This window comes from Amycolatopsis tucumanensis, from assembly GCF_021654135.1.
Classification (GTDB): domain Bacteria; phylum Actinomycetota; class Actinomycetes; order Mycobacteriales; family Pseudonocardiaceae; genus Amycolatopsis_E; species Amycolatopsis_E tucumanensis.
The window spans coordinates 59772-75903 of the sequence record NZ_JAKGSD010000017.1 but is presented as its reverse complement, the minus strand read 5'-3'; the positions used below and the strand labels follow the sequence as shown (position 1 = coordinate 75903).

Annotated in this window: 11 protein-coding genes; 4 read left to right on the top strand and 7 right to left on the bottom strand. The window is 73.7% G+C overall.

The genetic code is table 11. The features are described 5' to 3' along the window. Window positions 1-62: 62 nt before the first annotated feature. On the top strand, window positions 63-5546 hold the full coding sequence (locus tag L2C96_RS18585) for an ATP-binding protein (protein WP_237337143.1): 5484 nt from the start codon (window positions 63-65) through the stop codon (window positions 5544-5546). Window positions 5547-5778: 232 nt separating this feature from the next. Here the strand turns inward: L2C96_RS18585 and L2C96_RS18580 are convergent, their stop codons facing one another. Then, window positions 5779-7332 (bottom strand): alpha/beta fold hydrolase, encoded by a 1554-nt coding sequence (locus L2C96_RS18580; RefSeq protein WP_237337203.1) that lies wholly within the window; start codon window positions 7330-7332, stop codon window positions 5779-5781. Window positions 7333-7691: 359 nt separating this feature from the next. Here L2C96_RS18580 and L2C96_RS18575 point away from each other — a divergent pair, with 359 nt between their 5' ends. Next, on the top strand, window positions 7692-8114 hold the full coding sequence (locus tag L2C96_RS18575; protein WP_020421319.1) for a hypothetical protein: 423 nt from the start codon (window positions 7692-7694) through the stop codon (window positions 8112-8114). 52 nt (window positions 8115-8166) lie between these two features. On the opposite strand, the gene L2C96_RS18570 is transcribed toward L2C96_RS18575, so the two are convergent. Both L2C96_RS18570 and L2C96_RS18565 read right to left on the bottom strand, forming a co-directional pair. Then, entirely contained in the window at window positions 8167-8814 is a 648-nt protein-coding gene (locus tag L2C96_RS18570; RefSeq protein WP_020421318.1) for a response regulator, read from the bottom strand. Further along, on the bottom strand, window positions 8811-9992 hold the full coding sequence (locus L2C96_RS18565) for a sensor histidine kinase (protein ID WP_020421317.1): 1182 nt from the start codon (window positions 9990-9992) through the stop codon (window positions 8811-8813). Before L2C96_RS18565 ends, L2C96_RS18570 begins: the two co-directional genes overlap by 4 nt. Window positions 9993-10638: 646 nt before the next feature. Here L2C96_RS18565 and L2C96_RS18560 point away from each other — a divergent pair. Then, window positions 10639-11655, top strand: a complete 1017-nt coding sequence (locus L2C96_RS18560; protein WP_237337142.1) for an NAD-dependent epimerase/dehydratase family protein — start codon at window positions 10639-10641, stop codon at window positions 11653-11655. Here L2C96_RS18560 and L2C96_RS18555 read toward each other — a convergent pair. The 4 genes from L2C96_RS18555 to L2C96_RS18540 form a co-directional block, all read right to left on the bottom strand. Continuing rightward, on the bottom strand, window positions 11645-13732 hold the full coding sequence (locus L2C96_RS18555; RefSeq protein ID WP_237337141.1) for a bifunctional polysaccharide deacetylase/glycosyltransferase family 2 protein: 2088 nt from the start codon (window positions 13730-13732) through the stop codon (window positions 11645-11647). The two genes, L2C96_RS18560 and L2C96_RS18555, sit on opposite strands and share 11 nt — an antisense overlap. After that, window positions 13729-14223, bottom strand: a complete 495-nt coding sequence (locus L2C96_RS18550) for a hypothetical protein (RefSeq protein WP_237337140.1) — start codon at window positions 14221-14223, stop codon at window positions 13729-13731. The genes L2C96_RS18555 and L2C96_RS18550 overlap by 4 nt, the downstream gene beginning before the upstream one ends. A gap of 80 nt (window positions 14224-14303) precedes the next feature. Then, on the bottom strand, window positions 14304-14600 hold the full coding sequence (locus L2C96_RS18545) for a MoaD/ThiS family protein (RefSeq protein ID WP_020421313.1): 297 nt from the start codon (window positions 14598-14600) through the stop codon (window positions 14304-14306). Continuing rightward, window positions 14597-15712: a WD40/YVTN/BNR-like repeat-containing protein gene (locus tag L2C96_RS18540; protein WP_237337139.1), complete on the bottom strand. Its 1116-nt coding sequence runs from the start codon at window positions 15710-15712 to the stop codon at window positions 14597-14599. The genes L2C96_RS18545 and L2C96_RS18540 overlap by 4 nt, the downstream gene beginning before the upstream one ends. Window positions 15713-15837: 125 nt before the next feature. Here L2C96_RS18540 and L2C96_RS18535 point away from each other — a divergent pair, with 125 nt between their 5' ends. Continuing rightward, on the top strand, window positions 15838-16128 hold the full coding sequence (locus L2C96_RS18535) for a 4a-hydroxytetrahydrobiopterin dehydratase (protein WP_237337138.1): 291 nt from the start codon (window positions 15838-15840) through the stop codon (window positions 16126-16128). Window positions 16129-16132: the final 4 nt, after the last annotated feature.

The window sequence follows — 16132 nt, the reverse complement described above, 5'->3', positions numbered from 1 at the left end:
CTGGACCAGCGGCCAGGGGAGGCCGCGCAGTCCAACCACCACAACTTGTGAGGCTCGATTCGGTGTTCAGTCGTGTCGCGATCGTCAACCGGGGAGAAGCCGCGATGCGGCTCATCCACGCCGTCGGTGAGCTCAACGCGGAGGGCGGGCCGCGCATCGAAACGGTGGCCCTCTACACCGACGCGGACCGCAACGCCACGTTCGTGCGGGAAGCCGACATCGCCTACAACCTGGGTCCCGCGGCCAACCGCCCCTACCTCGACCTCGCCGTCCTGGAACGCGCGCTGACCGAGACGAAGGCCGACGCCGCCTGGGTCGGCTGGGGCTTCGTCGCCGAGGACCCGGCCTTCGCCGAGCTCTGCGAGAAGATCGGCGTCACCTTCATCGGCCCGAACCCGGAGGCGATGCGCAAGCTGGGGGACAAGATCGGCGCCAAGCTGATCGCCGAAGAGGTAGGCGTGCCGGTCGCGCCGTGGAGCCGCGGCCCGGTCGAGGACCTCGACGCCGCGCTGCGCTCCGCCGAGCAGATTGGCTACCCGCTGATGCTCAAGGCCACCGCAGGCGGTGGCGGCCGCGGCATCCGGGTCATCCACAACGCCGACGAGCTGCGCGACGCCTACGAGCGCACCAGCCAGGAGGCCGCGCGCGCCTTCGGCAGCGGCGTGGTGTTCCTGGAGCGCCTGGTCACCGGCGCCCGGCACGTCGAGGTCCAGGTCATCGCCGACGGCCAGGGCACCGCGTGGGCGCTGGGCGTGCGCGACTGCTCGGTGCAGCGCCGCAACCAGAAGATCATCGAGGAGTCCTCCTCGCCGCTGCTCGCGCCGGACCAGGTGGCCGAGCTGAAGGCGTCCGCCGAGCGGCTGGCCGTCGCGGTCGGCTACCGCGGCGCCGCCACCGTGGAGTTCCTCTACCACCCCGGCGAGAAGCTGTTCGCCTTCCTCGAGGTGAACACCCGCCTGCAGGTCGAGCACCCGATCACCGAGGCCACCACCGGCATGGACCTGGTCAAGGCCCAGCTGCACGTCGCGTCCGGCGGCAAGCTGGAGGGCGCCCCGCCCGCCGAGCTGGGGCACGCCATCGAGGCCCGGCTCAACGCCGAGGACCCCGACCGCGACTTCGCGCCCGCCCCGGGCCGCATCGCGCTGCTCGACCTCCCGGCAGGCCCGGGCATCCGCGTCGACACCGGCGTCAGCGAGGGCGACACCATCCCCGCCGACTTCGACTCGATGATCGCCAAGATCATCGCCTACGGCCGCGACCGCGACGAGGCGCTGTCCCGCCTGCGCCGCGCGATGCGCGAGACCACCGTGCTCATCGAGGGCGGCACCACCAACAAGAGTTTCGTCCTCGACCTGCTCGACCAGCCCGAGGTGATCGACGCCAGCGCAGACACGGGCTGGATCGACCGCGTCCGCGCGCAGGGCCGCCTGGTCTCGCACGCCCACTCCGGCATCGCGCTGGCCGCCGCCGCGATCGAGGCCTACCAGGACGAGAAGCAGGTGGAGCTGCAGCGCCTGCTGTCCACCGCGCACGGTGGCCGCCCCCAGGTGCAGCACGAGGTGGGCCGCCCGATCGACCTCAAGCTGCGCGGCGCGACCTACCGGCTGACCGTCGCCGAAACCGGGCCGGGCCGCTACCGGATCGGGTTCGTCACCGGCGACGACGTGCAGACCGTCGACGCCGAGCTGGAGCGCTACGACTCCCACACCGGCCAGATCCACGTCAACGGCCGCCGCTTCCGCCTGGTGACCGGCACGCACGGGCCGATCCACCTGGTCGAGGTCGACGGCGTCACGCACCGGATCAGCCGCGACGAGGGCGGCGTGGTCCGCTCGCCTGCCCCGGCCCTGGTGGTCGCCACGCCGCTCGCCGTCGGCGACGAGGTCGAGGCCGGCGCACCCGTGCTGGTGCTGGAGTCCATGAAGATGGAGACCGTCCTGCGCGCGCCGTTCAAGGCGCTGCTCAAGGAGTCGATGGTCTCCGTCGGCAGCCAGGTCGAAACCGGGGCCGCACTGCTGCGCCTGGAACCGTTGGCCGAGGATGCCGACGCGGCCCCGGAGACCGCCGGGGTGGACCTGGACCTGCCGTCCGAGCCGGACGGGCTGGCCGCGGCCCACCGCGTCGAGCGGGGCCTGGCCGACCTGCGCAGCATGCTGCTCGGGTTCGACGTCGACCCGCGCGACGGCGGCCGCACCCTGGCCCGGTACCTGGCCGCGCGCGCCGAACTGCCGCAGCGGCCGCTGGAGGCCGAGACCGCGCTGCTGGAGGTCTTCGCCGACCTGTCCGAGCTGTCCCGCAACAAGCCGGACGGCGAGGAGACCAAGGCCGAGACGCGGGTGCACAGCCCGCGCGAGCACTTCCACACCTACCTGCAGAGCCTGGACGCCGAGCGCGCCGGGTTGTCGGAGACCTTCCAGGGCCGCCTGACCCGCGTGCTGGGCCACTACGGCGTCGAGGGGCTGGACCGCACGTCCGAGCTGGAGGAGGCGGTCTTCCGCGTCTTCCTCGCCCAGCAGCGCGCGGCTTCCGACGTCGCCGTGATCACCGCGCTGCTGCAGCAGTGGCTCACCGAGGCCCCGCCGCACAACGGGCTCCGGCAGACCGTCGGCCAGGCGCTGGAGCACCTGATCCGCGCCACCCAGCTGCGGTTCCCGGTGGTCGGCGACCTCGCCCGCAGCCTGGTGTTCCGCTGGTTCGCCCAGCCGCTGCTGCGCCGCACCCGCGCCGAGGTCTACACGAAGGTGCGCCGCCACCTCAGCTACCTCGACGCCAACCCGGAGGCCCCCGACCGCGAGCAGCGCATCGCCGAGATGGTCGCCAGCCCCGAACCGCTGGTGCGGCTGCTCGGCCAGCGCATCGGACGGCCCGGCCTGGACCCCGGCCCGCTGCTTGAGGTCCTCAGCCGCCGCTACTACCGCGAGCACGGCCTGGAGGGCGTGGAGACCGGCACCGCGGGCGGGCACGCCTTCGTCACCGCCGGGTACGACCTGGACGGCCAGCGGCAGCGGCTCATCGCGACCGTCGCCGACTTCGACGACCTGGCCGACGCGGTCCGCACGGTCGCCGAGGTCGCCGCGAAGGCCGAGCCCGGCGCGCTGGTCGCCGACATCTACCTGACCTGGACCGGCCAGCCCGCCGACGCGGACCTGATGGCCGCGGAGCTGCGCGAGGTGCTGTCCCGCGTCGCAATGCCGGGCAACCTGCGCCGCGTCACCACGACGGTCGCCGGGCGCAGCGGATCGGCGATGCACCACCACTTCACGTTCCGGCCGTCGTCGGCGGGCCTGGCCGAGGAGCGGCTGATCCGCGGCCTGCACCCGCTGATCGGTCAGCGGCTGCAGCTGCGGCGCCTGCAGAACTTCGACCTCACCCGGCTGCCGTCGGCCGACGAGGACGTCTACCTGCTGCGCTGCGTCGCACCGAAGAACCCGTCCGACGAGCGCCTGGTGGCGATGGCGCAGGTCCGCGACTTGACCCCGCTGCGCGACGACGAGGGCCGCATCCTGGCCCTGCCCGCGGTCGAGGGCGCGCTCGGCGCGTGCCTGGACGCGATCCGCAAGGTGCAGGCCCAGCGCCCGGCCAAGAAGCGGCTCGACACCAACCGGATCTTCCTCTACGTGTGGCCGCCCAGCGACCTCACCGCCGAGGACCTGAACACGGTCGCGCAGCGCGTGGTGCCCACCACCGCGGGCGCGGGTGTCGAGGAGGTGCTGTTCCTCGGCCGCCAGCGCGACAAGGAGACCGGCGAGCTGCGGCCGATCGCGGTGCGGGTGACCTACGACGTCGCCACCGGTGTCCGGCTGACCATCACCGACCCGCCGACCGAGCTGATCCAGCCGCTGGACGACTACGGCCAGAAGGTGCTGCGCGCGCGGCGCCGCGGCACGGTCTACCCGTACGAGCTGACCGGCATGCTGGCCGGGGATGGCGGTTCGTTCACCGAGTACGACCTCGACGACTCCGGCGCGCTGGTGCCGGTCGAGCGCGAGCGGGGCCTGAACAAGGCCGGGATCGTCGCCGGCGTGGCGACCACGCCGACCGAGCGGTACCCGGAGGGCGTGACCCGCGTGGTGCTGCTCGGTGACCCGACGAAGGCGCTGGGCGCGCTGTCCGAACCGGAGTGCGCCCGCGTGATCGCCGCGCTGGACCTCGCGGAGCGGTTGCGGGTCCCGGTCGAGTGGTACGCGCTGTCGGCCGGCGCGCGGATCGCGATGGACTCCGGCACCGAGAACATGGACTGGATCGCCGCGGCGCTGCGCCGCATCGTCCAGTTCACCCAGGACGGCGGCGAGATCAACATCGTGGTCGCCGGCATCAACGTGGGCGCCCAGCCGTACTGGAACGCCGAAGCCACGATGCTCATGCACACCAAGGGCATCCTGGTGATGACGCCGGACTCGGCGATGGTGCTGACCGGAAAGCAGTCGCTGGACTTCTCCGGTGGTGTGTCGGCCGAGGACAACTTCGGCATCGGCGGGTACGACCGCGTGATGGGGCCGAACGGGCAGGCGCAGTACTGGGCGCCGAACCTCGGCGCCGCGCACGGCGTGCTGATGACCCACTACGACCACACGTACGTGCTGCCGGGCGAGAACGGCCCGCGCCGGGCGACCACGACCGACCCGGTCGACCGGGACGTGTGCGACTACCCGCACGCGATCGTCGGGTCCGACTTCACCACGGTGGGCCAGATCTTCTCGCGGGAGACCAACCCGGACCGCAAGAAGCCGTTCGACATCCGCACCGTGATGCGCGCGCTGGCCGACCAGGACCACGCGATCCTGGAACGCTGGGCAGGCATGGCGGACGCGGAGACCGCGGTCGTGCAGGACGTGCACCTCGGCGGGATCCCGGTGTGCCTGCTGGGCGTCGAGTCGCGGTCGGTGCCGCGGCGCGGGTTCCCGCCCACCGACGGCCCGGACACCTACACCGCCGGCACGTTGTTCCCGCGCTCGTCGAAGAAGGCGGCGCGCGCGATCAACGCGGCGAGCGGGAACCGGCCGCTGGTGGTGCTGGCGAACCTGTCCGGTTTCGACGGTTCCCCGGAGTCGATGCGCAAGCTCCAGCTGGAGTACGGCGCGGAGATCGGGCGGGCGATCGTGAACTTCCGTGGGCCGATCGTGTTCTGCGTCATTTCGCGCTACCACGGCGGGGCGTTCGTGGTGTTCTCGAAGACGCTGAACCCGAACATGACGGTGCTCGCCGTGGACGGCTCGTACGCGTCCGTGCTGGGCGGTGCCCCCGCGGCGGCCGTGGTGTTCGCGCAGGAGGTCAACGCCCGCACGGCGAACGACCCGCGGGTGTCGGAGCTGGAGGCGCGGATCGCGTCGGCGGACAGCGCTTCGCGGGCCGCGCTGGTGACGCAGCTGGCGGACGTCCGGGCGTCCGTGCGGGCCGAGAAGCTGGGCGAGGTGGCCGCCGAGTTCGACGGGGTGCACTCGATCCAGCGGGCGCAGCGCGTCGGCTCGGTCGACGCGATCATCCGCCCGGAGGAGCTGCGGCCACAGATCATCGCGGCGGTGGAGCGGGGTCTGGCGCGCGCTTGATGCCGGGGGCGCCCGGCGTTGGCTGGGCGCCCCTTCGGTTTTTCGACGCTGGCCGGGCGCCTCTGCGGCTTCGGCGTTGGCTGGGTGCCCCTTCGGCTTCGGCGAGGTTGCTGGCGGCGGTGCCGCCCTCAGGTTCCCTACGCAGCACGAGCCGCGCACCGCGCGGGCGGCCGCCGTCTCCAGGGTTTCCTCTCGCAGGTGCTGCCCCAGCGCACGAGCCGCCGGGGTGGCGTCAGATTCCCGCGTGGCGGTTGCGGGCCACGGCGCGCAGCACGCGCCGTGCGGCGCGCTCCGGGGAGCCGTCCCCGGCCACGATCACGTTCAGGCCGGGGAAGTCCCGTCGCAGGCGGGCGGCTTCCGCGGGGTCGTGCAGCACGAGCTGCCCACCCTCGCCGCGGGCGGCCATCCGCGCCGCGAAGTCCCGCGCCGTGCCCCGGCTGTCCACCACTACGTCCGGCACGTCCGGCCCGTCGCCGCGCACCTCGGCTCCGGCCCCCGCGAACGCCGCGGCCGCCGCCCGAGCGAACCGGCTCTCCCCGGTGATCACCACCAGGTAGCCGTCGAATCTGGCTGTCCGCCTTTCCGGTGCCCTCGCAGCGGAACCGACCAGCTCCGCGCGCCGCAGTGCCCGGCTTTCCGGTGCCCCCGCGACGGAATCCACCGGCTCGGCCCCGCCTGACCGTGCACGCCGCAACCCCCGGCTCTCCGGTGCGCCCGCGGCGGAATCCGCTACCTCGGTCCCGGCCGCTCGCGCCCACCTTTCCGGCGCTCTGTCGGCGGAATCCACCGGCTTGGCCCCGCCTGACCGCGCGCGACGCCGCGCCCTGCTCTCCGATGCCCCGTCGGCGGAATCCGCCGCCTCAATCCCGCCAGCCCGCGCCCCATCGGCGGAATCCACCACCTCGGCCCCGCCCGCACGCGCGCGCCGCAGCCCCCGGCTCTCCGGCGCTCCCTCGGCGAAATCCACCAGCTCGGCCGCGCACCGCGCGATCACGTCCGGCCTCTCGCGCGGGATCCAGTGCCCGCCGGGCAACCGGCGCACCCACAGCCGCGGCGCCCACCGCGCCACGTCCGTCTGCAGCGCGGGCGTCACGTACGGATCACCCAGCGGCGCGAGCACCTGCACCGGCACCTCCGCGGGCCGCGGCCGCGGGCGCGACAGCCGCATGCCGACGTTCGCCCGGTACAGCTCCAGTCCGTGCACCGCGTCCGCCACCGCCGGGCGGCCCGCCGCACTGCCCGAAAGCCGCCGCAGCACCCGGCGGCCCACCCCGGACCGCCAACTCAGTTCAGGAACCAGCGGGATCTGGAAGAACACGATGTAGCTCGAATGCACCAGCTGCCGCAGCGCGGGCCCCCACCCCGACGGCCGCCGCAACCGCGTGCGGAACCAGTGCCCGGCGTGGTCGAGCGACGGCCCGGAGATCGACGTGAACGACGCGATCCGCCCGCGCAGCCGGTCCCCGGTCACCGCGTGCCAGCTCTGGATCGACCCCCAGTCGTGCGCGACGAGGTGCGCCGGGCGGTCCGGGCTGACCTCGTCGAGCACGGCGGCCAAGTCCTCGGTCAGCCGATCGAGCGCGTACCCGTCGCGCCGCGGCGGCCGGTCCGACTCGCCCGCGCCGCGGACGTCGTAGGTGACCACGTGGAACCGTTCCGCGAGCCGGGCCGCCACACCGTCCCAAACGGACCGGTCGTCGGGGTAGCCGTGCACGCACACCACGGTCGGCGCGGCCGGATCACCGGCTTCCGCGACCGCGATGCGCGTGCCGTCCCGGGACACCACTCGCCGGACCACGCCGCCTCCTCGCTGAAGCTATTACCCGAAGTAACAGTTACTGCGATGAGCATCGGCGGCCGGGCGAGCCTTGTCAAGCGCCGCGGTCTGGTCCAGTCCACACGCGTGAGTGACGCACCAAGGGTGGATGCGCTGCGCGGCAACGGAATTCGCGACGTCCGCCGTGACGGATCGGTTTCGCGGGGCCGACCAGCGGGAGTTCGCCTGTCACGTCGCCACGCCGTGATCGCAACGTGTCCTGCGTCACATCTGCGTGCCGGATTTGCCCCAGCCGTCCCGGGCACCCGGTCCGCGGAGCCGCAGAGGTTCCGGCCCGGAATCCGTTGATACGAAGGGAATTCAGAACAATGAACGTTCGTCGCTTCGCGATCGCCAGCCTGCTGGCCATCCCGCTGTCGTTCGGTGCCGCGGGCATCGCGTCGGCTGACAGCTACGGCGACTCCGCCGCGTCCGCCGGCCCGGACGGCGCCGCGATCTCCAGCACCGGCTCGGTCGCGGGCCACCACTACGGCTACGACGACGACGGCTACGGTCACGGTCACGGCTGGGGCTACGCGGGCTACTACGACGCCAACCTGTCGGCAGGCCCGGAGGGGGCGGGTGGCGACTACACCGTTTCCGGCACCAACGGCCACACCTCCTTCTACGGCGAGGGCTGCCAGTGGGCGGGCCCGGAGGGCGCGCACTCGAGTGAAACCTGGTCGGTCGCGGGTCACCACCACCACGACCACGACTGGGACGACGACGAGGACGAGGGCGACGACGACTGACGTCACCCGCACCGCCTCTCTCCCTGACGGTGACCCCCGGTCCGGCCGGGGGTCACCGTTTCCCGGTGTCCGGGGTCAGGTCGTGGCGCACCGCGAGGATCGCCAAGTGCACGCGGCTGGGGCTGCCGGTCTTGTCCATCAGGTTCGCCACGTGCGTCTTCACCGTGGTGACGCCGACGTGCATCCGCGCCGCGATGTCCGCATTGGACAGTCCCATCCCGACCAGCCCGAGCACCTCCCGCTCGCGCGGGGTCAGTGGCAGGTCCGGCCGTTCCGCCCTGGACCGCACCGCCTGCCCGACCAGGCGCCGCAGCACGTCGTCGCTGAACGGGCTGCCGCCCGCGGCCGCCCGGCGGATGCCGTCGAGCAGTTCGGCGGGCGTGGCGTCCTTCGCCAGGAACCCGCACGCGCCCGCGGCCAGCGCCGGGTACAGGTGCTCGTCGTCGTCGAAGGTCGTCAGCACCACGATCCGCGTCGCGGGCCGTTCGCCCAGGATCGTCTTCGTCGCGGTGATCCCGTCCGTGCCGGGCATCCGCAGGTCCATCAGCACCACGTCCGGCTTGACCCGGCCGGCCAGCCGGATCGCCTCACCGCCGTGCGGCGCCTCGCCGACGACCTCGATGTCCGGTGTGGACTCGCACAGCATGCGCAGGCCGGCGCGGACGAGTTGCTGGTCGTCGACGAGCAGGGTGCGGATCACGGGACCTCCGAATCGACCGGGGCGGACGTCTCCGCCGGGAACAGCGCACGCACCCGCCAGCCGTCGCCGTGCGGGCCCGCGTCGAGGGTGCCGCCGACCAGGTCGACGCGTTCCCGCAGGCCCACCAGTCCGTAGCCCGGCTCGCCGTCGCCGTCCCGCGCGCCACCCGTGTCGGTGACCTCGACGAGCACCTGCCCGGCGCCGGCGTCCACCCGCACGCTCGCCCGCGCGCCGGGGCCCGCGTGCTTGGCGACGTTGGTCAGGCTCTCCTGCACCAGCCGCAGCACGGCCAGGCCGCGCAGCGAGTCGAGCGCCGCGATGGCGGGGTCGACGCGGCAGTCGATCGCCAGCCCGGCCTGCCTGCTGCGCCCGATCACCGACTCCACCGCGGCGGGCAGCGAGGCGGTCTCGATGAGCACGCCGTGGTCGCGCACGCTGGCCGGGTCGCGCAGCGCGGACACCAGCTCCCGCAGGTCCGCCAGGGTCCGGGTGGCCGAGGCGTGCACGTCGTCGAGCACCTCGCCCACCCGCGGATCCAGGTCCGGCACCACCGCCCGCGCCACACCGACGCGCAGCGCCATCGACGCGACGTGGTGGGCGACCAGGTCGTGCAGCTCGCGGGCGATCTCGGTGCGCTCGGTCAGGCGGGCGCCGCGCGCGGCCAGTTCCCGGCGCGCCTCGGCCTCCGCGGCCCGCGCGCTCGCCTGCGCCACCGCTCGCACCCCGGCCCGCAGGTAGGCGCCGAGCAGAAGCGGGCCGCCGACGACCGTGAGGACCCGGTAGCCGACGGCGAGCACGCCGGTCAGCACGTGGTCGTAGGTGCCGAGCACGAAGTACACCGCGGTGAGCACCCCGGCGCCGACCAGGGCTTCGCGCATCGGGCGGCGGATGGCCAGCTCGAACACCGCGACGCTGGCCAGCACCTTCACCGCCACCGGTGTGGCGTCGGCCCACTGGTGCGCGGCCAGGATGAGCAGGGACTCCACCCCCGCGACCGCCAGCGGCCACACGCCGCCCGCGAGGAACACCCCGGCCGCGGCGAACACGACCACCCAGTCCGCCGGCGTCGGCTCCGGCCGCTGCACCAGGAGCAGGTAGCCGGGGCCGATCACGAGCGGCAGCAGACGCGCGGGCCCGAACCGGTCGCCGACCGCCCGCCCAACCCACGCCAGAAGCACAGAACCGACACTAACGGGCGGGCGCACCGGGCGGCTCCTCCCTGGGAAGGAGGTTCCGCCGATTTCGGATGGCTGGTGCGCGGGGTGGTGGCGGTCGGGTGGTCGGGCCGGGTGGTTCCTCTGGGGGAGGGGATCCGCCTGGGCTGGGTGGCTGGTGCGCCGGAGTGCGGTGGGGCCGAGGTTGGTGTGCGGCGGTGGTTGTGCGGCGGTTGGGCCGGGTGGTTCCGCTGGGGAGGAGGGTTCGGCTGGGCTGGGTGGCTGTGGGGCCGGGGTTGGTGTGCGGCGGTTGGGCCGGGTGGTTCCGCTGGGGGAGGAGGGTTCGGCTGGGCTGGGTGGCTGTTGGGCCGAGGTTGGGGCGGGGCGGTGGCTGTGCGGCGGTCGGGACGGGAGTTTCCTCCTGGGGGAGGGAGGTCTGCCTGGGCTGGGTGGCTGGTGCGCCGGAGTGCCTGGGGCTGTCCGGTAGCGCCGGGCGGCGCCTCCAACGGAGATCCGGCCTCGGGTGGCCGCCGGGCTCGGCGCGTGGCGGCGTTCCAGAAAACCCCGCCGAGCGCCTCCTTCCCGGGAACGAGCGACCATCCGCCGCGAGGCCACCGCCTCCGGCGCGCGGGACGAGGCCGCCACCTGCTCACACACGCAGCCTGGAGGGGTGACCGACGAAACCGTCCTCGTGACCGGCGGCACCGGCTACCTCGCGAGCTGGTGCATCGACCTCCTCCTCACCCGCGGCTACCACGTACGGACCACCGTCCGGGACCGCTCCCGCCGTCCGGTGGTGGCGGCCCAGCTGCCGCCCGGGCACCCCACGGCCCGCCTCACCGTCGTCGAGGCCGATCTCGGCTCCGACGCCGGCTGGGCGGAGGCCGCGGCGGGCTGCGACTTCGTCCTGCACGTCGCCTCGCCGTTCCCGGCCGTGCCGCCGCGGGATCCCGCCGCCCTGGTCGGCCTCGCCCGGGACGGCACCCTTCGCGTCCTCGCCGCCGCCCGGACGGCGGGCGCCCGGCGGATCGTGGTGACCTCGTCGTCGTCCGCGGCCGCCTACCCGGCAGGCCCCCGGCCCGACCCGATCACCGAGGACCACTGGACCGACCCCGGCCACCCGCTGGCCCGCGCCTACGTCCGCTCCAAGACCCTCGCCGAGCGCGCCGCGTGGGCGTACGCCCGCGAGCACGGCATGACGGACCGGCTGACCGTGATCGCGCCCGGCACGCTGCTGGGACCCGTGCGCGGCCGCCCGTCCTACTCGCTGTCGGTGGTCGAGCGGCTCGTGACCGGCCGGATGCCCGGGCTGCCGCGCCTGGGTTTCCCGTTCACCGACGTGCGCGACGTCGCCGCACTGCACGTCGCCGCCATGCTCAGCCCGGACGCGGCGGGGGAGCGGTTCCTCGCCACCGGGCCGTTCCACTGGATCGAGGACGTCGCGGCCATCCTGCGCGGGCAGCCCGGCGCACGAGTGCCGTCCCGGCGGCTGCCCGGCCCGCTCGTCCGCGCCGCCGCCCTGTTCGACCCCGCGCTGCGCCAGGTCGTGCCCGAGCTCGGCGAGGAGTTCCGCTTCGCCACCGGCAAGGCCCGCGACGTGCTGGACTGGAACCCGCGGCCGCTCGCGGACACCGTGCTCGACTGCGCCCGCTCGTTCGTTATGGCCCGCTCGCTCGTCAAGGCCTGAGCAGCCCGCGCCGCGGCAGTTTGTGCCACGGCAGCCGCGCCCCGGCGAGCGCCGTGCTCAGCGACTGCAGCACCACGAGGTACATCAGCTGCCGGTAGACGAACTGCTGCAGCGGCAGCGCGAGCAGCGGCCGCAGCGGTTCCCGGTCCAGCCGGAACGCCACCACCGCCGGGATCGCCTGCAGCGCCAGGAACGCCAGCCACGCCCCGAGCACCAGCCACCGGTCGCCGGTGAACAGCCCGAACACCGCGGCCACGTCGACGAGCGGCGCGACGATCGGCAGCAGCACCTGGAACAGCAGCAGGTACGGCAGCCCGCGCCGCCCCAGCCGTCCCGCGCTGCCGCGCTCGGCGACCGCGTGCCGGTGCTTCCACACCGACTGCAGCGTCCCGTAGCACCAGCGGTACCGCTGCTTCCACAGCTCCGCCAGCGTCGCCGGGGCCTCGGTCAGCGCCCGCGCCTCCTCCTCGTACACCACGCGCCACCCGCCGCGCTCCAGCGCCATCGTCAGGTCGGTGTCCTCGGCGAGCGTGTCCGTGGGCACCCCGCCGACACGCAGCACCGCCGACCGCCGGAACGCGCCCACCGCGCCCGGCACCGTGGGCATGCACTCGAGCACGTCGTAGAGCCGCCGGTCCAGGTTGAAGCCGCACACGTACTCGATGTGCTGCCACCGACCGAGCAGGCGGCCGCGGTTGCCGACCTTGGCGTTGCCGGACACCGCGGCCACGGCCGGATCGGCGAAGTTGCGCACCAGCGCGGGCACCGAACCCGGCTCCAGCACGGTGTCGCCGTCCATCAGCACGACCAGCTCGGTGCGCGCGGCGGCGAGACCGGTGTTGAGCGCGGCCGCCTTGCCCGCGTTGGCCTGCCGGATCAGGCGCACGCTCGGGCGGCGGCGGGCGATCCGCTCCACCAAAGCGTCGGTGCCGTCGGTGGATCCGTCGTCGACCACGATCACCTGCACGCGCGGACCCGCGGCGAGCGCCGAGCGAACAGCCCACTCGATGCCTTCGCGTTCGTTGTAGGCGGGGATGATGACGGTCACCGGCTGGTCCGGCGCCTCCCGCGGACGCCGCCGCCGCACGTGCAGGCTCGTCGTCACGCCGAGCAGAACCGTGCGCAGCAGCGCCAGCACGGTCGCCACCACCGTCAGCGCGAACAGCGCGCCGGCCACGAACTCCCCGGCGCCCACGGCGAACACGAGCAGCCAGCCGCCGATCCGCGCGCGGACCGGCGCTGCCGCCTGGGTGCCGGACAGCCCGACGGACTCGCTGACCGTGCCGAACGTCCAGCCGCGCGACCGAAGTTCCGGGATCAGCCGGTCGAGCGCCTCGGCGGTCTGCGCGCGGTCCCCGCCGCCGTCGTGCATCAGGACCACCGCGCCGGCGTTCCCGGCCGGGGTCGCGCCGCCGACGATCGCGTCCGCGCCGGGGCGGCGCCAGTCCTGCGAGTCCACATCGGACAACACCACGAGCTTGCCGTCCGCGCCCAAGCGCTGTGCCGCGGCCCAGTCCCGGTCGTCCAGACTGTCCGGAGTGGACGAATAGGGCGGCCGCACCAGGGCCGGGAGGACGCCCGCGGTGCCGGCGAGGACGAGGTCCGTCGTGCGGATCTCCAGATCGGCCCGGAAGTCGCTCGCCGCGCTCAGGTCGGTGTGGCTCGCGGTGTGGTTGCCGATCTCGTGGCCGCGGGCCAGGATCTCGCGGACCAGGTCCGGGTGCTGCGCGGCGCGCGCGCCGGTCACGAAGAACGTCGCCTTCGCGCCGTTCCGGTCCAGCGCGTCGAGGATCCGCGGCGTCCACACCGGATCCGGCCCGTCGTCGAAGGTCAGGGCGATCGTGTGGTCCCGCGCCCGCGCGGTGGCTGGGGAAGGCGACCGCGGGTCGATCACCGCGCCGCCGCCGCGCACCTGCGCGGGCACGGTGGTCGCGGGACCCGGCGGTGACGTGTCCTCGCCGCCGTCCGCGCCCTTGACGACCGTGTCGAGCGCGAGCAGGCCGGCGACGACCGCGAGGATCGCCGACAGCAGCAGCCAGTGGGCCTTCGGCGGGCTCGGCCGCCGGTGCCGGGTCACCGGCCGGGTTCCGGCTGGCCGTCCTGCCCGCGCCCCGGTGGATCGGGGCGGGCACGCGGGTTGCGCGGCTGCTCGGAGAACACCGGCGGTTGCGGCGTGGCCGTCGTGGTCACGGCCGGAGCCTGTGGCGGCGGTGCCGTCGAACTCGACTCCGGGGCCTTCGACGCCCGGTCGGTGCCGCGTGGGGTGGTGGTGTCATCGGCGACCGACGGGCCACCCTGTGGCGGTGTCGTCGGCGACGCGGCAGGCGCGTCGGGTGCCGGCAGGAGCACGGAGGCTGGGATCGGCGCGCCCAGCAGCGAAGCCACCAACAGCACGGCGTAACCGCTGACCAACGCGCACGCCGCGATGCTCACGCGGCGCACGATACGGCGTCTTCGCCCGGACGGATCGACGAAAACGGGTTTCTCCCGCGGAATTTCGACAGTGTCGTCGCTAATTGTCTTCATCACCAGGGCATCGCGTCGAGGGGACCGGTCGGGGGCCTTCACCCTAGACACATCCGGTGCGCCGACCAAGCCTCACCCCGGTGGTGAATGTTCCGCGGTTTCCGTGCGGGGCCAGGGAAAAGTCAACCGCCCGCCATCGCGCCCATCACGAGGAACGGTTCGGTGCCCGCGACCACCGGCGCGGGCAGGGGGGCGTCCGGCTCCTCGTGCGACAGGTCCTCCTCGCAGGCGAAGAACCGGACGAACGCCCGTCGTTTCCCGGTGCCGTGCTCGCGGATCGTGCCGCGCAGCATGGGATAGCGCTCTTCCAGCGCGTCCAGCAGGGCACGCTGGGTGACGGCGCCGTTCAGGTCCAGTTCGACCTCGCCGTCGATGTGGGCGATGGTGCGCAGGTGCGCGGGCAGGTGGACGCGGATCATGGCAGCGTCTGGACCTCCACCGACAGGACCGCGGGCAGGTCGCGCACGATCGGCGCCCAGGTGTCCCCGGAATCGGCCGACGCGTACACCTGACCGCCGGTCGTGCCGAAGTAGACGCCGCACGACTCCAGCGAATCCACCGCCATCGCGTCGCGCAGCACGTTGACGTAGCAGTTCTCCTGCGGCAGCCCGGCCGTCAGCGGCTCCCACTCCTCACCGCCGCCGCGGCTGCGGTACACGCGCAGCCGCCCGTCCGGCGGGAAGTGGTGCTCGTCGCTCTTGATCGGGACCACGTAGACGGTGTCGGGCTCGTGGGCGTGCACGTCGATGACGAACCCGAAGTCGGTCGGCAGGTTCCCGCTGATCTCGTACCAGTTGTCGCCGCCGTCGTCGCTGCGCATCACGTCCCAGTGCTTCTGCATGAACAGCACGTCCGGGCGCTCCGGGTGGCGCGCGATGTGGTGCACGCAGTGGCCCACCTCGGCGTCCGGATCGGGAATCTGGCCGGACTTCAGGCCGTGGTTGATGGCCTGCCAGGTCTTGCCGCCGTCCTCGGTGCGGAACGCGCCCGCCGCGGAAATGGCGATGATCAGGCGGTTCGCGTCGCGCGGGTCCTGGATGATCGTGTGCAGGCACAGCCCGCCCGCGCCCGGCTGCCACTTGGGGCCGGAGCCGTGCCCGCGCAGGCCCGGCAGCTCCTGCCAGGTCGCACCCGCGTCGTTCGAGCGGAACAGCGCCGCGTCCTCCACCCCGGCGTAGATCAGGTCCGGGTCGGTCAGCGACGGTTCGAGGTGCCACACGCGGGCGAACTCCCACGGGTGCGGTGTGCCGTCGTACCACTGGTGGGTGCCCGGCACGCCCTCGTAGGCGAACTCGTTGCCCACCGGCTGCCACGTCTTCCCGCCGTCGTCGGAACGCTGGATCAGCTGGCCGAACCAGCTCGTCGACTGGGCGGCGAAGATCCGGTCCGGATCGGCGGGGGAGCCCTTGAGGTGGTAGATCTCCCAGCCCGGGAAGTGCGGGCCGGTGACCTCCCAGTCGGCGCGCCGTTCGTCGGACGTCAGGACGAAAGCACCCTTGCGTGTGCCGACCAGCACGCGAACCCCGCTCATCGCCGCTCCTTCCCGTGTCAGGTGGTTAGACCGTAAGGAGCAAGGGGGCCGCGCGTCTTCTCCAATCTTGCGCGGTTCGCCGGGCGGGCCACGGGTACCCGCCCGGGAAACGGAAGGAGGACGTCGTGCCGGAGACGTTGTCGGACACCGAAATCGCCCGGGGGCTGGATGGGCTCGCGGAGTGGCGCGGGGACGCCGGCCACCTCTCGCGCACCGTGCACGTGCCGGAGCAGGCGCACGGCGCGCTGATCGGCCGCGTGCAGCGGGACGCGGCGGAACTGAGCGACCACGCGCAGTTCGAACGCCGCCGGGGCGAGCTGACGTTCACCGTCACCACCGGCTTCCCGGGCCGGGTCACCGAGCCGGATCTGTGGCTGGCGCGCCGCATCGAAGCGGTGCTGGCGGAACTGGCGTGACGCC